At 39.9% G+C, this 23768-nt stretch carries 25 protein-coding genes; 9 read left to right on the top strand and 16 right to left on the bottom strand.

What is annotated here, in order from left to right:
* Positions 1-93: 93 nt before the first annotated feature.
* Complete coding sequence (locus tag AC0VYJ_RS07320; RefSeq protein WP_475367023.1) at positions 94-261, bottom strand: Flp family type IVb pilin; 168 nt, start codon at positions 259-261, stop codon at positions 94-96.
* A gap of 420 nt (positions 262-681) precedes the next feature.
* On the opposite strand from AC0VYJ_RS07320, the gene AC0VYJ_RS07315 reads away from it, so the two are divergent.
* Positions 682-1023 carry a DUF192 domain-containing protein gene (locus tag AC0VYJ_RS07315; RefSeq protein ID WP_475367022.1) on the top strand — a complete coding sequence of 114 codons (342 nt, stop codon included), beginning with the start codon at positions 682-684 and terminating at the stop codon, positions 1021-1023.
* A 261-nt stretch (positions 1024-1284) separates the two neighbouring features.
* On the opposite strand, the gene AC0VYJ_RS07310 is transcribed toward AC0VYJ_RS07315, so the two are convergent.
* The 7 genes from AC0VYJ_RS07310 to AC0VYJ_RS07280 all read right to left on the bottom strand — a co-directional run bounded on the left by AC0VYJ_RS07310 (position 1285) and on the right by AC0VYJ_RS07280 (position 8387).
* Positions 1285-1947 (bottom strand): DUF2642 domain-containing protein, encoded by a 663-nt coding sequence (locus AC0VYJ_RS07310; RefSeq protein WP_475367021.1) that lies wholly within the window; start codon positions 1945-1947, stop codon positions 1285-1287.
* A 25-nt stretch (positions 1948-1972) separates the two neighbouring features.
* Positions 1973-3328 carry an arsenic transporter gene (locus AC0VYJ_RS07305; protein ID WP_475367020.1) on the bottom strand — a complete coding sequence of 452 codons (1356 nt, stop codon included), beginning with the start codon at positions 3326-3328 and terminating at the stop codon, positions 1973-1975.
* Positions 3329-3577: 249 nt separating this feature from the next.
* The gene (locus AC0VYJ_RS07300; protein WP_475367019.1) at positions 3578-4045 is read right to left on the bottom strand and encodes a DUF2691 family protein; all 468 of its coding nucleotides are present in this window, start codon (positions 4043-4045) and stop codon (positions 3578-3580) included.
* A 95-nt stretch (positions 4046-4140) separates the two neighbouring features.
* Positions 4141-5058, bottom strand: coding sequence for an aldo/keto reductase (locus tag AC0VYJ_RS07295; RefSeq protein WP_475367018.1), 918 nt, complete (start codon positions 5056-5058; stop codon positions 4141-4143).
* Positions 5059-5196: 138 nt separating this feature from the next.
* Positions 5197-6690, bottom strand: a complete 1494-nt coding sequence (locus tag AC0VYJ_RS07290) for a PH domain-containing protein (RefSeq protein ID WP_475367017.1) — start codon at positions 6688-6690, stop codon at positions 5197-5199.
* A complete protein-coding gene (locus AC0VYJ_RS07285) occupies positions 6687-7184 on the bottom strand; it encodes a PH domain-containing protein (RefSeq protein WP_475367016.1) in 498 nt (165 codons plus the stop codon). Before AC0VYJ_RS07285 ends, AC0VYJ_RS07290 begins: the two co-directional genes overlap by 4 nt.
* 12 nt (positions 7185-7196) lie before the next feature.
* Entirely contained in the window at positions 7197-8387 is a 1191-nt protein-coding gene (locus AC0VYJ_RS07280; protein WP_475367015.1) for a DUF418 domain-containing protein, read from the bottom strand.
* A gap of 209 nt (positions 8388-8596) precedes the next feature.
* On the opposite strand from AC0VYJ_RS07280, the gene AC0VYJ_RS07275 reads away from it, so the two are divergent.
* The 3 genes from AC0VYJ_RS07275 (at position 8597) to AC0VYJ_RS07265 (ending at position 9988) form a co-directional block, all read left to right on the top strand.
* The gene (locus AC0VYJ_RS07275; RefSeq protein ID WP_475367014.1) at positions 8597-9169 is read left to right on the top strand and encodes a hypothetical protein; all 573 of its coding nucleotides are present in this window, start codon (positions 8597-8599) and stop codon (positions 9167-9169) included.
* 21 nt (positions 9170-9190) lie between these two features.
* Complete coding sequence (locus AC0VYJ_RS07270; RefSeq protein ID WP_194220932.1) at positions 9191-9397, top strand: helix-turn-helix domain-containing protein; 207 nt, start codon at positions 9191-9193, stop codon at positions 9395-9397.
* A 285-nt stretch (positions 9398-9682) separates the two neighbouring features.
* Positions 9683-9988 carry a DUF3243 domain-containing protein gene (locus AC0VYJ_RS07265; RefSeq protein ID WP_226612230.1) on the top strand — a complete coding sequence of 102 codons (306 nt, stop codon included), beginning with the start codon at positions 9683-9685 and terminating at the stop codon, positions 9986-9988.
* Between the two features lie 52 nt (positions 9989-10040).
* Here AC0VYJ_RS07265 and AC0VYJ_RS07260 read toward each other — a convergent pair whose 3' ends face one another.
* From AC0VYJ_RS07260 to AC0VYJ_RS07250, 3 genes are all read right to left on the bottom strand, one after another.
* The gene (locus AC0VYJ_RS07260) at positions 10041-10844 is read right to left on the bottom strand and encodes a uroporphyrinogen-III synthase (RefSeq protein WP_475367013.1); all 804 of its coding nucleotides are present in this window, start codon (positions 10842-10844) and stop codon (positions 10041-10043) included.
* 70 nt (positions 10845-10914) lie between these two features.
* The gene (locus tag AC0VYJ_RS07255) at positions 10915-11232 is read right to left on the bottom strand and encodes a Rieske 2Fe-2S domain-containing protein (RefSeq protein WP_475367012.1); all 318 of its coding nucleotides are present in this window, start codon (positions 11230-11232) and stop codon (positions 10915-10917) included.
* Positions 11233-11273: 41 nt separating this feature from the next.
* On the bottom strand, positions 11274-12527 hold the full coding sequence (locus tag AC0VYJ_RS07250; protein ID WP_475367011.1) for an NAD(P)/FAD-dependent oxidoreductase: 1254 nt from the start codon (positions 12525-12527) through the stop codon (positions 11274-11276).
* A 175-nt stretch (positions 12528-12702) separates the two neighbouring features.
* Here AC0VYJ_RS07250 and AC0VYJ_RS07245 point away from each other — a divergent pair, with 175 nt between their 5' ends.
* The 3 genes from AC0VYJ_RS07245 to AC0VYJ_RS07235 are packed head-to-tail and all read left to right on the top strand — an operon-like array spanning position 12703 to position 16362.
* Positions 12703-14142, top strand: a complete 1440-nt coding sequence (locus AC0VYJ_RS07245) for a spore germination protein (RefSeq protein ID WP_475367010.1) — start codon at positions 12703-12705, stop codon at positions 14140-14142.
* A complete protein-coding gene (locus tag AC0VYJ_RS07240; protein ID WP_475367009.1) occupies positions 14132-15220 on the top strand; it encodes a GerAB/ArcD/ProY family transporter in 1089 nt (362 codons plus the stop codon). The genes AC0VYJ_RS07245 and AC0VYJ_RS07240 overlap by 11 nt, the downstream gene beginning before the upstream one ends.
* Positions 15217-16362, top strand: a complete 1146-nt coding sequence (locus tag AC0VYJ_RS07235; protein ID WP_475367008.1) for a Ger(x)C family spore germination protein — start codon at positions 15217-15219, stop codon at positions 16360-16362. The genes AC0VYJ_RS07240 and AC0VYJ_RS07235 overlap by 4 nt, the downstream gene beginning before the upstream one ends.
* A gap of 80 nt (positions 16363-16442) precedes the next feature.
* Here the strand turns inward: AC0VYJ_RS07235 and trxA are convergent, their stop codons facing one another.
* Positions 16443-16757, bottom strand: a complete 315-nt coding sequence (gene trxA / locus AC0VYJ_RS07230) for a thioredoxin (RefSeq protein WP_194220923.1) — start codon at positions 16755-16757, stop codon at positions 16443-16445.
* Between the two features lie 112 nt (positions 16758-16869).
* On the opposite strand from trxA, the gene AC0VYJ_RS07225 reads away from it, so the two are divergent.
* Positions 16870-17448 carry a CGNR zinc finger domain-containing protein gene (locus tag AC0VYJ_RS07225; protein ID WP_475367007.1) on the top strand — a complete coding sequence of 193 codons (579 nt, stop codon included), beginning with the start codon at positions 16870-16872 and terminating at the stop codon, positions 17446-17448.
* A 48-nt stretch (positions 17449-17496) separates the two neighbouring features.
* Here the strand turns inward: AC0VYJ_RS07225 and AC0VYJ_RS07220 are convergent, their stop codons facing one another.
* On the bottom strand, positions 17497-19005 hold the full coding sequence (locus AC0VYJ_RS07220; RefSeq protein ID WP_475367006.1) for a DHA2 family efflux MFS transporter permease subunit: 1509 nt from the start codon (positions 19003-19005) through the stop codon (positions 17497-17499).
* Between the two features lie 209 nt (positions 19006-19214).
* Here AC0VYJ_RS07220 and AC0VYJ_RS07215 point away from each other — a divergent pair, with 209 nt between their 5' ends.
* The gene (locus AC0VYJ_RS07215) at positions 19215-20120 is read left to right on the top strand and encodes a TetR/AcrR family transcriptional regulator (protein ID WP_475367005.1); all 906 of its coding nucleotides are present in this window, start codon (positions 19215-19217) and stop codon (positions 20118-20120) included.
* Between the two features lie 168 nt (positions 20121-20288).
* Here the strand turns inward: AC0VYJ_RS07215 and AC0VYJ_RS07210 are convergent, their stop codons facing one another.
* The 3 genes from AC0VYJ_RS07210 to AC0VYJ_RS07200 all read right to left on the bottom strand — a co-directional run bounded on the left by AC0VYJ_RS07210 (position 20289) and on the right by AC0VYJ_RS07200 (position 23627).
* A complete protein-coding gene (locus AC0VYJ_RS07210) occupies positions 20289-20756 on the bottom strand; it encodes an SRPBCC family protein (RefSeq protein WP_475367004.1) in 468 nt (155 codons plus the stop codon).
* Positions 20749-21093, bottom strand: a complete 345-nt coding sequence (locus AC0VYJ_RS07205; protein ID WP_475367003.1) for a MerR family transcriptional regulator — start codon at positions 21091-21093, stop codon at positions 20749-20751. The genes AC0VYJ_RS07210 and AC0VYJ_RS07205 overlap by 8 nt, the downstream gene beginning before the upstream one ends.
* Positions 21094-21233: 140 nt before the next feature.
* The gene (locus AC0VYJ_RS07200) at positions 21234-23627 is read right to left on the bottom strand and encodes an immune inhibitor A domain-containing protein (protein ID WP_475367002.1); all 2394 of its coding nucleotides are present in this window, start codon (positions 23625-23627) and stop codon (positions 21234-21236) included.
* Positions 23628-23768: the final 141 nt, after the last annotated feature.

The raw sequence follows: 23768 nt of genomic DNA, 5'->3' as shown, positions 1-23768 counted from the left end.
GCAGTCCCTCTTTGCTTTTAAATTTGGCCCCACTTGGGTAAGTGGGGCCAGGATAAAGACTATTTATTACGCAATAAACTCAGAAAAATTTATTTACTCCGTTAATGAAGTTTTAATTTTATTAATTAAAGTACTAATTTCGTCACCCAGTAACCCAAAAGCCGCAACTGCCGCGACCGCTACCCCCGCTAAAATCAATCCATACTCCGCCATACCTTGTCCTTCTTCTTCTCTTACGAATTGTCCCATTTTCTTCAACATTCTTATTTCCCCCTTAGAATTTTTGTTTTAGTCGTTATATTTAAGAAATCATAAATACCTGCATTCAAGAAACTGTTTAGTAGTAGAAACCAGTTACAATAGATGATCGCGAAGTGACTTCAGTTAACCTCCTCTTGCTCTAAGAAAGCAGCTGACTCTTTTCATCCTCTGGTTCCCCCTTTCAAAACGGCGAACATTATCTAAGGTAAGATTTTGTTCACTATAGTGTCTATTAATTATTAACTTGTTCTTTTTATCGAACAACCTTAATTACATAATAGTTCGTTATAAAGAATTTGTAAAGTCCTTTTTTTAGATTTTTTTCTTGTTTTTACAATTTTTATAGTAATATATTCGTTATTGTGTATTAAATAGACATCTATTATAGTATAGATAACGTCATAATTTAGGAGAATAGTCATGTTGGATAGAAATGATGATACACTATATAGAACACTTCCACTGAGGGTGCTGAAGGCTGATACTTTTATAAAAAGACTAAAAGGACTCATGTTTCGAAAAACGCCTCTTCAACACGAAGCGCTTCTGATCACGCCTTGCAATTCCATTCACATGTGCTTTATGTTCTTTTCGATCGATGTTGTCTTTTTAAACGAAGAGAACGAGGTTGTAAAGGTTGTTCAAAGCCTTAAACCCTGGGGTTTTATAGCACCGGTTAAAGGGGCAAAGACCACTCTTGAATTACCGAAGGGATCGATTGAAGAACATGCAATTAAGTCTGGTGAATTTCTGAAACTTTAAATCTATTTAAAAAGCGACAGTACCCTTCCAGGCACTGTCGCTTTCCTTTTCACTTCGCATTCCTCTTTTCATAAAGCGTCTTCGTCACGATCAAAAATCGCTATTTCAATGATTCATTCTAGTACAAAGCTTGAGATACCTAAAAGCGAAACCCCTCCCAAGGTGATGGGAGGGGTTTCCTTGTCTACTTTATTCCTGATCGGATAAATACACCCGATGATCTCGGAAGAACGGCATCAAATCCCGATGGACCTGACCCCCTTAAGGCAATTGCACAGATTTAATATGGTTTAATCTTAAATAAACAGTCTCTCCACTGGCATTAGCCAACTCAACGAAATTATTTTCTACTTTTGTTAATAAGCCAATTTTATTCGGGTCACTCCCACCATCAAACACAACGAGCTTCCCTTCTTCTTTCTTTAGCTGTTCTTCAAACGATCGAAGCAATGGGATTTTGGATGGATTAACAGGTAGTTTTTCGTTTGAAAGAGTATAGGGTGTATTGTTTTGACTGTATGGGGTTATCCACTTTATATGACTTAATGGAAGATACATTGTTTTATAAACTGGGGAATAAAATGAGATGTAATTACTCAAGACGTTCGTAATATATCCATGGAAAGATAAGTTTCCTGTCGCATAAATTTCAGTAAAAATCCCTTTCGCATTCATGAGTATTTTCCGATACGAAATCGAATCGATGTCATCAGATAGCGAAGATGTACTTGGACTTTCGATCACATCTGATTTCGTATAGCGATATATTTTGTGAACATGCAGCAGCGGTAAGTAGAGATAATTTTCCCCGTTGAAAAGGACGAGAATGTCTGGTCCAATATCGGTTAGAATGCCGATAAACGTTGTGCCTCCAGAAATTTTCACTTCCACATGTTTTCCTAATAAATTAACTAGTCGATCCATTCAAACAGGCTCCTCTCCAAGATTCTTACCCAAATATCAGCTGCACCCAATAGAATAGTAGAAACAGTGTAAAAACAGTCGTTAGAGGGATGACGATAAAAGATACGCTCATGTAATCTTTCCACGTCACTTTGATATGATACTGTCTCAAAATATGCATCCAAATCAAGGATGCAAGCGTTCCGATTGGCAATAGCAATGACCCCATGTCGCTTCCGATAATATTGGCTAGGTAAATTGTTTTTAATGTGATCGGGTCTAACCCCATTTCCGTTAACGCAATTGTTCCAACCATAAGAGCCGGGTGGTTATTAAAAAGGTTGGAAAGAACGGAGACCAACCCTCCCATAATGAAACTCGCTGCTAACAATCCTTGATTAACGATCGGATTTAACATGTCCACAAGTAGCGCGGTAAACCCTGCATTATGAAGTCCGTAGATAATCACGTACATGGAGAAAGCAAAGATTAAGATGTGCCACGGGGTCTTTTTAATAATGTCAATCGGATTTGTGCCGAGTGCATACCACCTCCACACTAGTAATACGACTGATCCAAGAACCGCGACGAACGCAATTGGGATCGCGAAGTAAGAAGCAACAAAGAGAAGGCAGCGCATAATGAAAACAAATAGGAGAAGCTTGATCATAAACTGCGTGCGTTTCTTTTTCGTTTCTACGGAAATCTTCCCTTTTAACGGATGAAAATGCTTCGAAAAGAACATCTCTTCAATGTCATAAGCCGCGCCCGGAAGTTCTTTAGGAAGCTTCTTTTTCAGGACGAAAAACATAAATGATGACATAAAGATCAATCCTAATGTTGCAGGCACAAACATCATGGCCGTATGCATATAAAGCGTCATATGGACAATTTCTAAAGCGATCAAATTAACAATGTTACTCACACCGATCGGAGCACTGGAAGCTGTCGCGATGAGTGCACCACTTAACAAATAAGGAATCATTTGATGTGGCTTTAAACGAAGGTTTTTCAGTAGCAATATTAAGATTGGAGTTGTAATTAAGATGCTCCCATCGTTATTGAAAAGAAGGGTCATTAAGAAACAGAGTAACTGAATGTACCAATATAAACGATAGCCCGATCCCTTCGATAGTACAGCTAGTCTTGCAGCTGCCCAGTGAAAGAAACCAAAGCTTTCTAATATAACAGCCATGACAATCGTCGCCATAATCGTAATGGATGCGCCACTTATTTTACTAAGGATATCTGCTATATCTCCCTGGGACACAGTTCCAGTTACTAAGATGATGAGGGCTCCGATCGAGGCTGGCCACGCTTCATTTATCCCACCCGGTCTCCAAAATATGACCATCATTGTTACGACGAACACAAATATGGGTATTCCTATGCCTAATGACATATCTAGCCGCCTTTCTTAATCTAGTAAAAAGCTTTTGCATGTCCCACCTTGTATAGTTATATTCATTTCGCGTCAAAAGGGATAGGTTTTTGAAGCTAAAACCCTAAAATGTACCTTTGGCTCTCCATGGCAAATGTCCGGTCGAGATACTCGTCCATAAATAAAACTCCATATAAAAAACAAGCCAGAACGCCTTTTACTAAAGGAATTCTAGCTTGTTTATCGTTATTTTGTACTACGCTTTCGTTCTTACCATACAGAAAGTCCTGTTCTCTCATCATTTTCATCAGTTATATAGGCTACGTCCAGGTATCCCTTTCTTTTAGCATGATAGAATAACGTTTCACTTAGTACGTTATCTTTACAATATACGGTAACAAAAGTGCCATCAACGATAAGTAGAACAAGCTCGCAATCGCTTTCCTTAAAATCGTTATACGTCTCTAATTCCTTAGGTACCGAACCTTTCGGAAAAGCTTTTAGAGCAGCAAAAATCACATAGGACATCTGTTCTTCTATTTTCTTTTGAAGAAGCTGACCTTCCAAATGCAAGATTCTATGATTAAACAGCGGCTCACCTAACTCATCATCAACTACATAGTAAGCCTCTTCATTCTCGATCAGCCAATTAAAAGCTGACACATCGATTGGGGCCAATATATCCCTCAGAGTGTAACCCCGTTTATTTGGCACCTCAAAAGTAATTCCCCTGATCATTAACTCTCCTCTTTCTGTTAAGTAACATAGAAAATCTAAAAAAGCGCAATTCCTTTTCATCAGAATTACGCTCTAAAACTAACAATCATTTTATCTTACGGAAGCTTATTCCCCGCAGCACGATAAAGCTCATACCACTCTTCTCTCGTAAGCTCCATATCAGAAGCTCTTGAAATATCCTTTAATCGTTCTGTATTCATCGTGCCTACAACAGGCTGAATGTTAGCAGGATGACGTAAAATCCATGCGATCGCAATCGTTGAATCAGTCACATTGTATTTCTCTGCAAGCTCCTGAAGTTTTGCATTTACTTCTGGAAAGGCGTTGTTTCCAACGAATGGTCCTTCAATCATGCCGTGCTGAAATGGAGACCACGCTTGAATCGTAACATCGTTCAAACGACAGTACTCAAGAATGTTGCTATCGCGAACGACAGCTGGATCATTCTGCATGTTCACATTAAATCCAGCATCAATCATTGGCGTATGTACAATACTCAATTGAAGCTGATTGATGATTAAGTCATCCTTCAAATACTTCTTCAGCAGTTCCATTTGCATTGGATTTTGGTTACTCACGCCAAAGTGACGAACCTTTCCGCTTTCTTTCAAACGAGAGAAGGCCTCGGCTACTTCCTCAGGCTCAAATAGAGCGTCCGGGCGATGAAGAAGCAACGTATCAACGTAGTCAGACTTTAGTCGACTTAGGCTTCCATCAACCGATTCAAGAATATGATCTTTCGAAAAATCAAAAAAGCCTTTACGAATACCGCACTTCGTTTGGATCTTCATTCTCTCACGAAGATCATCGTTTGCAGAGATCGCATTTGCGAATACTTCCTCCGATTTCCCGCCACCGTAAATGTCAGCATGATCAAACAGATCCACTCCATGATCCATCGCATTCTCAATCACGTAAGCTGCATCCTTCTCACTAAGTTCGTTCATGCGCATACAACCTAGTGAAATCTCGCCAACTTCTAAATCACTCGTACCTAGTTTAATCTTTTTCAAAGCAATCACCTCGTTTAATTGATACTGTCATCCTATCATTCAGGTAAAGGAAAAGGTAATATTTAGACTTTTTTGTTATTGCGCTTTCAATGTTATAAATATATTTTGTACCCATATACCCATTGTTTCTCCCCTCTATCAGTTAACCAAATTTATTTCATCTCTTCTAGCTAGATACCATTTATAAAAGGAACCGGCGATTTCAAGCGGCACATCATCAATTCCCGAATGATGAACAGGCTTTGCTCGGTTAATCACTCCAACTGATGCAAGTCCAGCTATTTTCTGAAAAAAGCCTCGTGTTACATTAACTTCAATCACTTTACTTCTTTTTGATACAAATAAAGAAGTGGATAATCCACCCGTTTTAAATTGAACGAATGAAGCATTTAAAGTATATTTCGTATTGCGATAATCAAAGTACCTCATAAGACTGACGATCATAAGAAGCAATACTGAGAAAATCCACCAGGGGACATTCAGAACATCAGGCTTAAAGTACCACAATAATCCCGTTCCAATCATCCACAGAAAACTTGGTCGCAGTTCGCGAATCCAGAGCGAAGAAGGCGGCAATCGATCCATTTTTTCAGTTACCTGATACATTGGTAAAATTTCTTCGACCATCTCATATGCTTGTTGAACTGGTAGAAAGGGATAGAGTGAGTTGCTTTCAAGCTTCTCCTCATCCGCTCGCGATTCACCAACGCTCGTTAACTTCACCTCCGCAAGTCCAAACAAACGCTTGAGAAATGTTTGATTGATTTCAATCGCTTGTACACGGTGTTTTGAAATAGAAAATTTCGTAGCGTCAAGAACTCCTTTTTGAATGTAGATCTGCTTGTTATCTGATGAAATCTCAAACCCACCGTACCTTAAAAACGTACGGGATAGCCCAAAGCCAATGGATATGATCACAGCGGCGATGACGATTATGCCGATCACCCAACCTGACTGAAGAAGAAAGCCAATCAAACCTTCCGCATCCTTTTCTACACCGAAAATATCGTCAAGTTTAGAATAAAACCCTCCAACAACAGGTATAAGGAAAAGAAAACTTAAAGATGTAAACGAAGCTTTAACCAAATCTTTTTTTTGAGCTCGAAAATGAACAATCCGATCTGGTTGCTGTTTGTCTTCCTTTCCTTCCGATACTGTTTCAATCATTGGTCCTGCTTCAGAGTCTTCTACTGATTGGAGTGAAACATACCGTTTCAACTCCTCAGCATGGTTTCGTGAAACAACATCAAATTCTACCGCTGCCTCATCTCCCCTCATACCCGTTTCAAAGGTCAAGGAGGTGGTCCCAGTTAAGCGATGAAAGAAAGACGTGTGCTCGTTTACGTTTTCAATTTTCGAGAACGGAATCGTTCGTTTTGATTTCGTAAAGATCCCCTCGTGAAGATGGAATGCGTCATCAAGACGATATTTTTTCGTTAACCATTTCAGCGCAATCCGAATGAGCGATAATCCAAGTAGAATAAGGACCGCGGGGCGTCCGTATTCAAAGAAAAAGGAATCTGAACCACCTTTGATCAGAAAGAAATAGACTAGAAAGAAAATAGCGCTCTTTCCAAGTTTCCACGTATCAAATAAGAGTAGCCATGGGGAATACCTTTGCAAAGTTCTCATTCCCCCTCCTCCTTCACCTTCGCGTATCGGGCAATTTCATTCCGCAATTGAAAGGCTTCTTCTTTAGGTAACGCTGGAATCATATGTGATGAACCCATCGTCTCAATCGATAGCGCATATAACTGATATCTCCTTAATAGGGGACCTTGACTAGTGGCAACCGCTTGAATTTTGCTCATTGGCACAAGCTGATGCTCTTCATTGTTTGCCCCATGTCTAAGCTTCAAGTACTCTTCATCTATTTCATATCGCCAGTACTTATATTTCAACTTAGGATGAATAAAAACATCCCACATCGTCATGACTATCGTAATAATCAACGCGATCATTAAAAGCCACCTTACCCATCCCCACCAGGTGAACCGATCATCAAGATAAAAAAGAATACCCAAGACGAGAATACCAATACTATTTCCAATGATTGCATTTATCGTCCATACGCGCACAACCTCCTTCGCTAATTGGCGGTTTGGATTGCTAATTTCTGTCGACATACTGACACTCCTCTAACTTACTTTGATTTCATCATTCATCGGACGCTTTTGGTTCCTTCGAAAAGGATTCTCCAAATAAACAAACAAACGCATCACTTTCTCGAGCGTTCCCTGGTTAAAGCGTTTCAAGTAAAACGTACTTCCTATGACTTGGAAGATAAATAGAATGATTCCGAATAATATTGAAAACACCACGCCCATCTTTCCAAATAAACCAATCCCATAGCCATAAAAAATCGTTGTGCAAATTATCGTTTGTAAGATGTAATTGGACAGAGATAGCTTCCCAAGGCTCTCAAATCCCCTCATCCATTCACTTCCTTGAGAACGGCTGTATATGTACCCAAATAAACCGATGTATCCAATTGCAAGCACACTTCCTCCGATTAAACTCATATCCGGAACCCCGCTAATCTCCTTCGATAAATAAAAAGAGACTTTTAAGAGCAGACCAAGCGGAATAAAAAGAACTGACACGTACCAAAACCGTTTCATCTTACTTGAATCGAGCCAACGAACATGTCCCGCATACATTCCGAGGAGCATCATAGGAAGAAGGAGAAATGGAACGAAGAAAACCATCGCAATTTCTTCCCCTACGCTTAACTCCATTGGATCAACGTTGAGCCGATGATTCTTGATCTCTTGATAGTTTCCACTGCTATAAATGTTCACCATATCGTTCATATAAGCAGTCATCTTCGCTTCACTCATTAGAGGCACTTCCTCCCCGCCCCCTAAATAACTAACAAACGTTACGATTGAGAATAGTATTACACACCAGACAAGAATCGTTTTCCGCTTTCGATTAACAAAGAAAAGAAGCAGCATTCCCATCATTCCATAAAGAAAAAGAATATCGCCTTCCCATAGAAAAGTACTATGTAGCACACCCAAACCAATTAAAACCAAAAACCTCCGAAATAAATGCCATTTTACTCGTCGCTCTCTTTGCCTCAAACGATCTCTCATCAATATCAAAGAATACCCAAATAGAAATGTAAAGATCGGCATAAATGAATTTTCTACAAGGACTTTAAGGGCAACATACCCACCATAATCTACTGATGACAGATTAAAAAACGAGATCTCCTCTTTTCCAAATATCCCATATTGAAAGATTAACAGATTCGCTAACAATATCCCGAAAAGACTCCATCCTCTTAATGCATCCACAAGTCTATTTCTTTTTACATTTGTCACATTGTTTACCTCCTAAATTAGAAACTCACATACTTCCACTTCCATGTTTTAAATGATATTCCTTATATTCCCTAAATCAAAGATATCAGGTAAAATACCTATTTTCAATATATTTTTATTGTTTTTCGATAAAAAACTATCGAAATGGAAGTGTTTTTGTAGTAAGATCAAGATAGGATAACTGGAATAACTTACAAAGGAGTTTTACTATGAAATGGAAATACGGTTTCAAACTATTATCTAGGATTTGTTTGATCTTGTTTTACATCATTGCTTTGTTGTCTATTTTTACAACAACGGAACATATAACAAGAATTTGGTTTTCTGGAAGTAGTTTTGAAAAATCATTCGGTTTATACGAACCTATATTTACTTACTTTGATCTTTCCTTTAATAAGCAACCAGAGTTGTTTAACAATACTTCTTTCTTAATTTTATCGTTTGTTTCAACAACCGCTTTTTGTAGCTTATTGTTGCTATTTCTATGGTTTCTTCAAAAACTATTAATGAATATTTACAAAGAAAATCTCTTTCTATACGAGAATGTCTCTCTTATATCAAAATTGGGATATACAATCTTATTCTTGGGGACCTTATCAACTTATACTGAAGAACAGTTAGCTTTAAAAGTTCTCGATCTACTGAAAATTACCAACGCTCAAATTAGTCTTTCTACTGGTGCCTATCTCGACACCATCATAGGCGGCGTCGTTCTCCTTCTCATCGCTTCTGCTCTTAAATTTGCAGTTAGCGCAGTGGAAGAAAATAAACAAACAATCTAACAATAAAGCAGGCGATTTACGATGATTCGAATAAAACTAGATGTCATGATGGCAGAGCGGAAAATGTCGCTGAACCGATTGTCTGAACTTGTTGGGATTACACCAGCGAATTTGTCGGTTCTAAAAAATGAAAAGGGAAAAGCCATTCGGTTTACGACTTTAGATGCGCTATGTCAGGCACTGGATTGCCAACCTGGAGATTTACTGGAATATATAGACGATGAATGAAGAGTGAATACCACTCTTCTTTTTTCTTAGCTATGTTTGCTTATGCTGTGGATTCTCGATTTTTGGCTCATTCGAGTGAAGTCTTTATCTCACTCGAATGAGCCAAAAATCAACAACTTTCATTTACATAGCCTTTTTCTTTCAACCTTCAGCTTGTCAGTTCTCTGGATATGCAATAAAAACATGTCAGCACATCCAATGTGCTCACAAGCCATTTAATGGGTTTATTACCTCTCAATTCCGGTTACATACCCTATGTACTTAACAAAAAGGAGATGAATGAAAATGGCAGAGAAAGATCCAAAACAAGCAGTAGCTAACATGAGTGAGGATAAGAAAGAAGACATCATGCAGAACTTCCAATCGTTTAAAGACTATCTTGGAGATCAAGTAAACAAAGGTGAGAAGCTCGGTCTTGGCGAAGAAGGACTCTCAAAAGGTGCTAAGCGCGTTGGAGATTATCTTGCCAAGCATGAAGATCCGCGTAACCGTGAACAAAAAGTACTCAACGAGCTTTGGAACGTAGCAAACGAAGAAGAACGTAAGCATATGGCACATGTTCTCGTAAAACTAGCAGATCAAACGAACTAAATGATTAAATTGCAAAACGCCGCCACCCTTATTGAAAGGATGGCGGCGTTTTTTATGATGATGCTAGATTTCTATAATACTTAGCCATTTCCATCACCATCGCGCCCATACGTGGTGTAGTTGGTGTGAGAACATGCTCGATTCCTTGAGCTTTTAGATGCTCTTCTGTTACTTCTCCGACAGCTACAGGAAGAATCGTTTCTGTTAAAGAAGTTAGGATCCTTTCTCTTTTCTTAACCCTATCAACATATTCAAAAAAGTACCGTACCTGGATGGCGCTTGTGAACGCCACCGCATCAAGCTGTCCATTTTCTATCTCCTCAATTAACTGCTGAAGCACCGCTTTCTCTGGAGGTGTATGCTCGTATGGATAAATTGTTGTAACCGTATTGTTCGCAGTTTCAAGCGACTCAATAAACCCTGGCACATTTTCACCATGCATTTGGAGAACAACCGATTGATTCTCAATCGTTAAGGCATTCTCCAATTGATTCATCGTTCCACGATCCGCCACCGTTTGTGGCGTAATGCCCTTTTGTTTAAAATGCTGGAGCGTTTTCGTACCGCGAACGGCGATTGGAATCGAGCGAAGCAAGTGATTGTATTCTTTTTCTAGCCCAGCTAATTCCGCAAGCTCAGCCATTCTTTTTTCTCCCATACCAGTCGTATAAATCAACATATCTGGAGGGTTTTCAATTATTTCTCGTAAAGATTGAACGACATGATCTTCATTCGTAAAAACAGTCCCCTGTGCAGGTCGAATGAGCGCTTTTCCACCTTGTTTTTCGATAAGTGCGCGCATTTCTTCCCCTTTTCGTCCGCCGGTAACCGCTATGGTTTTGTTCAATAAGTCCACGACTGTACCATCTCCTTCACTTATACGTAAATAGAGCGTACAGCACCTCAATGAGATGATCAACTACAAATCACTCAAGCGTTACGTAGATCAAGCCATCTTCTATTTCAATCGGAAATGTCTCTACCTCGCCATTATGAGGTGAAAGTAGTTTACCTGTCCTAACATCAATTCGGCAGTCATGGTTTGTACAAATTATAGAATGATCGCAAACCTTCCCACTCACAACCGTTCCACCATATGGACAACGATTGTGAATAGCATGGAACGTGCCATCCGACAAGCAAATAACGGCGATCGAAAGCTGGAGTAAATCAATCGCTCGACTAGAATTAGGGGTAAAATCACGCGTTCTTCCCACGTGGATCTTTACGGCATGAACCGGCATCAGAAACATCCTCCCAATCAATGTTTTTTACACATGCATCATTAGCTTTGCGCCGTTTTAGATGATCTCCCATCTTTAGGGACAAGGGCTAACGTATTGCGCGTTATTTTTGGTTCTGGAAATAGCTGATTGGTTGGAATTTCAGAAACGGGAGCATGGCTATTCACAAGCTTTGCTATTAAAGCTGCCTCTGAAGTATCACCATAAAGAATCGCTCCAATCACTCGTCCATGTAAGGTCACAATTTTTTTGTAAATGTGTCGAATCGGGTCAATCCATTGAAAAGTTCTTGTCTCCTCTGTTTCAAGAACATGCCCTGTTGAGAACACTTTTACGCTTTCAATGTTTAAGGTTGTAGACATGATTGAGCCTGTGTACGGCTCTGGATATCCTGCGAGCGTTCTTGCAAGATATTCAGCTTGCTCAATAATCGGTTCAGTGAGACCGTATGTCATATCACGATGTTCTGCACACTCTCCAATAGCATAAATCGATGGATCACTCGTTTGAAGATAATCATCCACAAGAATACCACGGTGAACATCTAGCCCACTTTTCTTAGCAAGTTCAATATTTGATTTTACTCCAACAGACATGAGGACAAGATCCGCTGGCAGACTCGTTCCATCGGAGAATTGAATTCCTTCTACATGCGACGTTCCAATGAACTCCTTCGCTCGCTTACTTAATGAAAATTGGATACCCATTCGTTCTAAATCTTCCTGAAGCATTTCAGACGCAAGCCGGTCTAGCTGTCTGTTCATCACATTCGGCTGATGATGCACTACGGTTGTTTTTATTCCCCGTTGAACGAGTCCCATCGCCGTTTCTAAACCAAGGATACCCGCTCCAATGACCGCTGCTTTTTGGTAATGATTTGGAGCGTTCATTAATGTCATACAGTCTTCAATCGTTCGAAAGGTCATCACGCCCTCCTTCCCTGCTCCTTTAACGGGAAGGAGATGCGGATGACTACCTGTTGCAAATACGATAAGATCATAAGTCATTTTTCGACCTCGATCGGTTTTCACATGCCGTACGAGGGGATCAACTGTCACAACGGTTTCATTCTTAAACAAACGTACCCCACGCTTTAGATACCAACCATCATCCTCCAATTTGACGTCTTCAAAGGGTATTTCCTTCTGTAGAACGCGCGATAAAAGATATCGCTTATAAGCAGGCTCCTTTCCAATGACGGTTACTTCAAAACTTGACGGTTTTCTCGATAGCAAGCGTTCAAGAAATTGAATTCCAGCAAGGCCGTTTCCGATTACGACAAGTCGTTTCTTCACACTATCCCCTTCTTTCAAAGCTGTATCAATATGCAAAATCGTACCATGTTTGAAAATTGAAAATAACAAATTGGTCATATATCCTAACAGAGTTTTCAATAGATGATGGAAAGAACGGATAGTTTCTCCAATTCCGTTAATGATAAAGGGAGATAACTTTCGGAGTGATGTTGATATGAAAAGAAGGCGTTTTCCACGATCCTCCTCATTGCTTGAGGATCAAATAAAACAGGAGTTTCATAACACCGAAGACCTCAAGCTAAAAACCGTTAAACTCGATGGGCTCACACTGACACTTGTGTATCTTGACGATATTTCTGATCGAATGGTGATTCAAAAGACGATCATTAGTCCACTTCTTACCATTTCAGACGATCAAACAAAGATTAGCGCAGCTGATCTTCCTGATCTTATTCCTATGGCTGCGATTAACAACATTGAAGATAATAGCCTCATTTCAAGGCACCTCATGGATGGATGCACCGTTATTATTGCTCGTGAGGAAGACATCGACACTGTTTACGCTGTGAAAACGACCTATTCTGTGAAGCGCTCACCTGATGAACCGGTCAATGAACCGACGATTAGCGGGCCTAGGGATGGTTTTATAGAATGCCTTCAAGACAATAAAGCATTATTACGTGCGCACTTAAAGACAAGCGATCTTTTATTTGAACAACATCTGATTGGAAAAGACGTTGTGAAATACATCTCTTTAACTTATTTGCAAGGAAAAGCAGATCGAAAATTAATTGAAGAAACCAGAGAACGAATAAACGAAATTAATGCAGATTATATAACTGATGCAGGGATACTTGAACAGCTCCTTGAGCGAAATCCGCTGTCAGTCTTTCCCGAATTAACATCAACACAGCATCCAACGAAGGTAGCAAACGCCTTACTTGAAGGGCGTGTCGCAATTATGACAGACGGCTCTCCCACTGTCCTGATTGCCCCAACAACGCTTAACATGCTTCTTCAAACACCTGACGACTACTACTTTAAATGGATTCCCGCTTCATTTATTCGATTATTAAGCTATTTTACTGCACTTATTTCTGTACTATTGCCTGCAACTTACATTGCTTTAGTCTCATTTCATCATGGTCTTATCCCCACTAGTCTAGCCGTTTCTTTATCTAAAACAAGAGAAGGGGTACCTTTCCCATCAGTTATTGAGGCTTTTATTATGGAGCTTACGATCGAGATTTTACGGGAGGCAGGTGTAAGATTACCAAAACCCATCGGATCTACAGTTAGTATTGTAGGAGCTATTGTTATCGGTGAAACGGCGGTAAGTTCGGGCATCGTTAGTCCAATGATGGTCATGGTCATTTCATTCACAGCGATCTGTTCATTTGCGATTCCGAATTACCAGCTCAGCCTGGCGTTAAGAACCATTCGTTTTTTCTTCCTGTTCTCTGCAGCCATACTAGGTGTATACGGTTTGCTAATCGCCATTTTCATCGTAACAACTCATTTAATTAAACTTAGAAGTTTCGGAACGCCATACATGGAGCCATTTGCGCCGATTCAGCTGAAAAGCTGGAAAGATTCGTTTGTACGTCTTTATTATCGTGTGGGAAAGAAGGATAGGAAACTACATGAAAAATAACCATACCTCCCTTCCAATCATCATTTTCATTATATCAACGATCGTCGGTGTCGGAATTGTCACGTTGCCCAGACAAACCGCAGCAGTCGTCGGTCAATCTAACATGTGGATGAGCGTTATTTTAGGAGCCGGCATTGCATTTATAAATGCGATTTTTCTATTTATGCTCATTAAGCGCTTCCCTATGAAAACAGTCTTTGATATAGGAACTGAACTAACTGGAAAATGGATCGGCAAAGGGATTAACCTCATTTTTGTTGCCTATATGATTGCGATCTCATCCTACATCATTCGGACAATGGCCGAGATTGTGAATTACTACCTGCTTGATAAAACGCCCAAGTTTGTTGTCTTACTCGTACTTGTCGTTTCGTGTATGTATCTTGTATCAAGCGGACTTTCCAATATCATGCTATTTTTTCAACTGTACTTTCCAATCATCTTATTTATGTTTTTTGTCTTAACTCTTCTTAGTATCAAAAATATTGAACCAACCCACTTACGCCCCATCTTCTATTTTGATGGAATCGAAATATTAAAAGGAGCTCATACAACCTTTTTTTCATTTGTAGGATATGAGCTGATCATGGTGTTGTCAGGTAAATTTACGTTTTCGAAATGGAAACCAATGCTCACCATTTTCAGCATCAGCATTGGGAGTGTTTGTGTGATTTATGTCCTCTTCTTCATTCTGAACATCGGTGTCCTTAGTATCGAGGAGCTAAAAGTCATTACATTTCCGACAATTGAAATGGCAAAAGCAATCGAGTTTCAGGGATTCTTCTTTGAGCGATTCGAACTTCTCTTCCTATTCGGATGGATCATTACGATCTTCACGACTTTAGCCGCCTATTACTATTCGGCAGTGCTTGGCATGAGGAAAACGTTTCAGGTAAAAAACACTCTCCCTATGACTATGATTATTGGGTTCATCATTCTGATGCTCTCGTTATTACCATCAGGCATTACTGAACTATTTTCATACGGGACATACGTGAATTATTTATCCTACACCGCTCTCATCGCGCTCCCCCTATTGCTTCTAGCGCTCTCGTTTGGAAAGGGGACTGCTCAATGAAGAGAATTTTCTTATTTCTAGCTGTTCTTCCACTCATCCTACTTACGGCATGCTGGGATAGTAACGAAATTGAAGATCTCGGCATGATCATGGCGATTGGAATTGATTACCATGAAGAAAAAGAGGAAGTGTTTGCCTTAACTAATCAATACGTCGTTCCAAATAATATTCAGGGAACAGAGACCGGGACGACTGGAGATCAACCCTATCAGAACATTACTTTAAATGGGAATAATTTCTTTGAAGTGATTCGAGAAAATTCACTTGAAACTGATCGACCACCTAACTATACACATCTCAAATCAATGGTTCTCTCGGAAGAGCTTCTACGAAAAGAACCGATCAAGCAACTCATCAGCTTCTTTTTGCGTGATCATGAATTTAGGAGAACCGTTTCCTTATTTATTTCAAGGGAGCCCGCCGCTTCGATTCTAGATGTCGAACCAACTAAAGAAATGTTTCCTGCTGTGCAGCTGAAGGAGCTCACTCAAAACAAAGATCGGAGCCTTTACGTCTTGGATAATCTTAAATTCGGAGAAGCCTCCAATAGTATTACAGCAGGTGCAAGCTTCGTCATTCCTGAAGTAGGAATCCATGATAATAGACTGAGGTTGCTTGGGGCCGGGATTATATCAAATAAAAACGAAAAATTAGTTGGCTGGCTTTCACCAGAAGAGGTTGGAGGATTAAAATGGGTCACAGATGAAGTTCAGGGCGGGCTCGTTACTATTGAAACAGGAGAGTCTAAAGAAGATCAAGTGGTCCTTGAGATAATGAAATCGAACACAACCGTCAAGCCAAATGTAGAAAACGGAAAGCTAACCGTCGACATTATTGTAGATAGCTCTTTACGACTTGCGGAGGATTGGGAAATAGAACGCGACGTTTTCAAAGAAGGATGGGAAATGCCACTCCAAGAAAAGGGGCAACAAGTCGTCAAGAAAGACATTGAACGCGTTCTTTCCATCGCACAGAAAGAACAACAACTCGATTTTCTAAAAATTGGAACTTGGGTAAAAATCAAACAACCTAGGTATTGGAAGGAACACGAGAAAAATTGGGAAGATATTTTCCCTGCCCTCACTGTTAATGTAGACGTGAATCTCACCATAACAGGTTATGGGACTCAGGATATTAATTAATGAAATCTAATTAAGTTCATACGGAATCAAAAATAAAAGCAGCGCTCTTCATAAGAGCAGCTGCTTTATCTATTAGTAAGTTAGCCGTGATTTTTAGCAATACCTGCTAATTCTTCTTTTGTTCGAAATCCAACCGCATTCTCAACAAGTTCGCCATCTTTAAAGAAAAGCAATGTTGGAATGCTCATCACGTCATACTTTCTTGCTGTTTCTGGATTTGAATCCACATCAAGTTGGACAATTTTTAATTGCTCGCCTAGTTCCTCATCTAGTTCATCCAACACTGGCGCGATCATTTTACATGGGCCACACCATGGCGCTCCTAGATCTGCTAGAACGAGTCCTTGATTTGTTTCTTCTTCGAAGTTTTGGTCCGTTACTTTTTGTACTGCCATTATATCTCTCCTCTTACTTTGTTTTTATAACTACTAAAAACTAATTTAGTGGTTAGAATACTACATTATGTTATAATCGATGTCAACGATAAAGCAAAAGGTGTGTTTCAATATGATACTCGAAACGAGTTTTTCCCATTTTTCTAATTTCTTATTTATTAACTTAATGAACACATTAAAAATACAAAATCAAAACCCTACCGATCTGCTATTAACAGAAGAGAACGTCTTTCAGTGGATCACATTAATGGAAAACAAGGGTTTGTTAAACGAGAAACAAGTAGAATTCATAAAGAAGGACACTATTCATACAAACGACATTCAACACTTCCGGAATCAGTGTCGTAAATATTTCGCTTCGAACTTTTCTCAAGCCGATTTTTTCGAAATGCTAAGTAATGTAACAAAAGCGGCTCCACTGTCCTTTACAATCGATGACAAGAAACTCACCCCCCTCCCTACAGAAGGGGGAACGAATGGTTTACTCTCACTCATTGCCTATCAGATGCTTGATCATGAAGCGGGCGGTATATTCGATAAGGTAAAAGCGTGCGAAAGTGAAAACTGTCTTGCCTATTTCGTCAACCAGAAGGGAAAGCGCAAGTGGTGCTCGATGGAGGTTTGCGGAAATCGGACAAAAGCCAAAAAGCATTATCATAATAAAACCAAAACAGCTTCTTCTAACGAATAAAAACGGATGAGATCCCTAGGGATTTCATCCGTTTTTGTAGCTGATTGATTATGAATTTGTCACAAGCTCAACTGGCTTGGATTCTGGCACTATCGGCTGCTTCACTTCTTCACGGCCAGCGCGCTTAATGAAGAATGAGAGCACAAACGCAAGACCTGCAATAAATGTAGCAACAAAGAAGGCAAAGTTAATCCCTTCAAGCATCGCCTGCATGGCAATTTGTTGCTGCATCGTAGGATCTACCGCTCCGCTCGTCGCTGCTTCCCTCGCAAGATCAGCTGCAGCGGATTCTGTTCGGTTAGACATAATCGTAACGAGAAGCGCTGTACCAATGGCGCCCGCTACCTGATTCAACGTATTGTTCATCGCTGTACCGTGCGGATAAAAACGAGCTGGTAGCTGATTTAATCCATTCGTTGATACAGGCATCATAACCATTGACATTCCGAACATGCGCACAGCATGAAGAATCATAATGTAGTTATACGTCGTATCCATAGACAATGTACTAAACAGGTATGTTGTGACAACTGTAATAGCTAGACCCGATGTCGCCAAAATGCGTCCGCCAATTTTATCAAATAAGCGACCTGTGATCGGAGACATAAATGCCATCACAAGTGCACCCGGAAGCATCATCAATCCTGCATCAAGTGGTGAAATGCCTCGAATGGTTTGCACGTAAATCGGGAGCAACAGCATTCCTGAAAACATCGCCATATTTAAAACCATTGTAATGGAAGATGAAAGAGCGAACATTGGATATTTGAAAATCGAAAAATTCAACATTGGTCGTTCTTGTTTCGACTGTCTAATAATAAACGTCGTCAGAGAAATAACCCCAATTCCAATCGTTAAGTAAACTTGTGGGCTATCCCAACCTTTATTCCCTGCAGAACTAAAGCCGTAAAGAATACCTCCAAAACCAATACTTGATAAGATCAGTGAAAAGAGATCGAGACGAATGTTTACCTTTTCCTTTTTATCTTTCAACAAGAAGAAACCAAGTAGGAAAATCGTAATAGCAATTGGCGTCACGAAATGGAAAAGCATTCTCCAATCGTAATTTTCAATAATCCAACCAGAGAGCGTCGGACCAATTGCTGGCGCCGCCATGAGAATTAAACCGAAAACACCCATTGCCGCCCCTCTTTTTTCAATTGGAAAGCTAACGAGCATGACATTCATCAAGAGCGGCATCATAATCGCCGAACCTGAAGCTTGAAGCATTCTTCCCCCAAGTAGAACCGGGAAGATCTCCGCCATCCCCGCAACAACTGTACCAATTGTAAATAATCCAATCGCCACAAGAAATAAGCGACGCACGGAATATTTTTCAATAAGAAATGCCGTTGCCGGAATCATAATACCGTTCACAAGCATAAATCCTGTTGTAAGCCACTGAACCGTAGCCGTTTCAATTTGTAAATCTGCCATAATCGATGGCAACGCAATATTAAGCAATGTATTATTTAAAAACGCAATAAAAGCACCAACAATCAGAATCGCAAGAATGCCGTACTTAGGTTTTGGCGTCTCTTTCACTGATTGACTCATCATCATTCCCCCATATACCTTAAGTTCAATTATTTATACCATCGGTTCAAATCTCTAATATCATATACCATGAGTTCAACTTTTGCAATCATTATTTCTTCCTGATTTGAAAGGATTTGTTTCTAATCAAGAAATAAGGTATGATCAATTTTATACCGGAAGTACAACAATAAATTTCATGTAAATATAACGAAGTAAAAGGTGATAGAATGAACGATCGCAAACAGCACGTTATTAAGATGGCGCATCAGCTTTTTATTGAAAGAGGCTTTCAGGCAACATCCATTCAAGACATACTCGAATATAGCGGCATTTCAAAAGGCACGTTCTACAATTACTTCTCATCGAAAAATGAGTTATTAATTGCTCTTTTCAAAGCCCTTTATGGCTCAATGGAAACAAGCCGGGATGAATTGATGATCGGCCAGGATCGTGCTGACCTTACTATCTTTATTAAACAAATTGAACTACAAATGAATACGAATAAGAAAAACAAGCTGATTACACTTTTTGAAGAAGTGTTTGTCTCGAATGATGAGGATTTGAAGGATTTCCTTAAAGAAGGACAAAAGAGAATGATTCAGTGGGTATTCACTCGTTTTCTTGAGCTATTCGGCGAGGATAAGCGACCATATCTACTTGATGGGGCGATCATGTTTCTGGGCGTACTTCATCACAATGTCAAGTACTATTCGATTGCAAACGGTCCGAGCGTAGACATTTCCCCCGTTGTACACTATAGCGTCCAACGTATCGTGAACATCGTTAACGATGCCGCTGCTGCAGGAGAACAGCTGAACAAACCTGAACAGATGAGTACCTGGCTACCAAATGCGACAAATTCCGATGAGGATTTTAAAGAAAAACTTCAGCAAACAATCGCAACCCTGAAGAGGGGCTTGAACGAGAAACACACAAAATCAATAGAACTTCTAGATTTTATCCAGGATGAGTTTCTTCATTCTAAGAAGTCACGAGAATTTCTCATTGAAAGCGTTCTTTGTTCATTAAGGGACGATCAAACGCTTGATCAAAAATCCGTTGCTGCGCTCGATGAATTAGTAAAAGGGTATTTTGTGAGAGTGGCTGAAGCTTGCGAACGTTCAGACACATAATAAGCACTAATGTCATAGAAAAAAGCCGCCCAGTTTGCCTTGGCGGCTTTCATACTAACTAACTTCTTTACGACCGTACAAAGATTAGAATTATGCCGATTTTACCGCACTCTCCACTTCCACTTAGATATCAAATTGAATAAAAGATCTCAATAAATGGTGCTTGGATCAAATCTGGACTTCATTTCGTTTAATCGCTTCACTTTCCACTCGGTCCATAAATTCCTGAACAACATTCATTTGATCCTTCTGCCGGCTTAGCTTAAGCATGGCGCGCCCCACAAAATTCACTCCTTTATTATGACCTTCGTAAATGAATTTAGTTTCACTGTCACTCACTTTTTCTAGTATAAAACCAAGCGATATTTCAAACGCTTTTCCCAATACAAACTTAATCCGTTTCTCTTTATACTCTTCTCGATCCTCGTAGGCGATCGTCTCAACCATGTAAGTTTCAAGTCTTTTTCCTTCCCGATACGTTTGACGATGCTTCGCTCCGACTTGATGCTCTTCCATTTCTATTAATACATGCTCTTCAACCTTTGGCATGATCGTTTGAATATTCTTGTCTCTAAATAGATCCCAAACCGTTTCAATTGGCGCATGAATTTTTTTCTCATCTTTCCAGCTAATCATTCTTTTCCCTCCCTGATTTAAGAAACTCATCAATGTCGTTAAGTTGAAGTTGCAAATCGTTGATTTGTTCCAAAATACTCGTTTTCTTTTGACTCAAAAGATCTTCTAAATGAGCAAACGACTCATCATCTATCACAGATTTCATTTCCTGAATTGTAAATCCAAATCTCCGTAGCTTTCCTAATAATAAGGCAAGAAAATAACTGCCATCATCGTAGTATTTGTAACGGCTCTTCGGATCAATATAGGCAGGCTCTAATAGCTTAACTTCTGCATAATAGCGAAGCGTTTCTTTACTTAACCCTGTTAACTGGGCAAACTCACTTATTTTATACATGTCTCCTCCCCCTTAATCTTAAACTGCGGGGTACACCACCTAGTCAAGTACACTACATCAATTATTTTGGCCAGTGTTAGAGATATCCCCTTCTACTTAACGAAAAAAAGAACGCTTATCTCTAAGCGTCCCCTCACTTCTTATTTTTTTGTGATCAACACACGTCCAACTGAACGATCCGTTGCTTCACCTGTTACTTTGAATTTCAAGCCATATTGGGGTACATTACGTCCTGCATCAGGGATGACTTCATTCAAATAACTTTTCTTATCGTTGAATTCTTTCACAAATTGATTTTTCTTATCTGTCATTGTGCGACCAAGAAGCTCGCTGTAGTCAATGAACATCTTCTCATCTTTACGAAGGCTGAATGCCGCATCATGAATTTGGTAACGTGTTTGGGCCACCGTTCCGTCACTCCAGAACAATTCATGCTGATCCGCATCGACAACCCCAAGGAACCCTTCGCCAGGGTGAACCCCTGTCCAGTTATCAGAATACTTGTTATCCACGTACCAAACAACTAAACCAGGATCATAAGACATCAAGCTAGCGCCACGACGAATGTGATCAAGTCCTTCATCGACACCTTGATGATTTCTCCATTCAAGAAGGTAGTAGTGCTCTGAAACCTTCACTCCTTTATTCTTTGTGAAACCATCTAACTCCACTTTAGGCTCGCCTTCTGCATCGTCAAAGAGAAGCTCGTTCCCATCCGCTGTTACGCGAATATCATCAACATAGAAGCCAGGATTAATTGCAGCTCCATCTGTCCAGTAGTTCATTTTCACTTGTACATCTTTTCCTGCATAAGCGCTCAAATCAAATGTAGCATCAATCCAACCATTGGATAGACCGGTAATGCCGTGTCCAGGATTATTATCATACGGATTAGTTTCTGTCGTGATATTTCCCTGGATCGCTGTCCAGTTCTCACCATCTTCACTTACTTGAATCGAACCATAATCCCAGTCCTCTTCAATGTCATACCATGTCTTAAACGTCAATTCGGCTGATGACGCATCTGAAAGATCTACATTCATCACAGCGGAATTATCTAAATCATTGTCACTCCCACTGAAATACTCGAATTCGCCGCTAAATGGCGTATTAATTTCTGTTTCTTTGTCTGGAAGGTTGATACGAAGCGCGTCAAGGTTTGTCCCTTTCGTGTTCGCTTGATCCAAATAAACTTCCAAACCTTTTTTGTCAATCTCATCTAAATCAACTTCATCATACTTCAACCAATTTCCACCTTGAGCAGCCTGAAGAAATTCTTTAGACCATGCGCTGAAACCAGTAGGTTCTGTTCCAGGAAGTGCACCAGCCCAGCTTCCGCTCGCCATGATTGACCAGTAAGATACTGCTTCACCAGCCCCAGAATATTGTGTATCGTACTCATCCGGTAAACCTAAATCGTGACCATATTCATGAGCGAACACTCCTGCTGCTCCATCAGCTGGTTCAATAGTATAGTCATATGCATACATGGAACCTGCACCAAAGTAATCCTCCTCTGGTTCTGGTGATCCTTCGATTGGGAAAATACTACCAAGGTTCCAGCGGTGAGACCAAATCGCATCAGATCCTAATTGTCCACCACCAGCTTCTTCTCCAACTGCTGAGTGAACTACCATCAAGTGATCAACAAGACCATCTGGCTCCCGGAAATTACCGTCACCGTCAAGGTCATAGCGATCTTCCTGATCATATTCTGCTAGATTGACAGAAGGATCAGCAGCCGCTGCATTCAGAGCTTCTTTCACAAGACCACGCGCATTCTTGTCGCTATCATCTTCTGTCGGATAGTTACCACCGTATTCAGCTGCATTTTTGGATGCCATATACCATCCAGCAACAGCGCCATCTACCGTGTAAGCGCCATTTGATTGTTCTTCATAATATTGTTTCATAGAGATAAGATCTTCACCATTCGGACCTTCATACCCATCTTCACCGAAAATCATATCTTGATAGTGTTCCTTCACGTAATCTTCATAATACATATCAGATTCATCTGGCTTAATACTGTTATGTGGAAAATCAGGGAATTCGACTAAAAGCACTAGGACGTTATCAGAACGAACATCACCGTGATAGTCTTCTTCAACGACTTTATCAAGTTTCTTGCCGCCTTTTTTCCCGTTGTCATTTCCCTTACCTTTGTTATCATTCATTAACTTTTCTTTAATGTCAGCTTCAACTTCAAGCTTTTCATCTTCTAATTCCCCGGTCGTGTCTTTTTCCATAAGCGACTCAGACTTTTCATTCAAAAACACATCCAATGCTTGTTCTGCTTCTTTGGCAGATGCATTTTTAGAGATTTTCCCACTCTCTTTCAGCATCTCAATTAGCTTTTCTTCATTTGCAATAGCTAGATCAAATGGACCTTGCTTATGTACAACTTCTTCCTTCACTTCTTGCTTCACTTGCGGCGTGTCTACACTAGCTTGACTACTTGCTCCAGGTGCTGTGAAAGCACTTAGCGTTAGCGCAGCAATCATCGCCATTGACAGTACATTTTTCCCCTTCAAAATCTCATTCCCCCTAAAAAAATGTTTTTTACAATAGTTTTACAATAATCATACTATAATCCTTTTTCAGAAAAATTTGAATGATACAAAAGTCACCATATTTCCTAAAACCCTCCTTTTTATGACTATTTTTTCAAGTAG

Source organism: Anaerobacillus sp. 63XJN7_5_ISO-PGPR-S23-430, assembly GCF_056173695.1.
The sequence above is the reverse complement of the archived record's forward strand: the minus strand, read 5'-3'. Positions and strand labels throughout refer to the sequence as shown.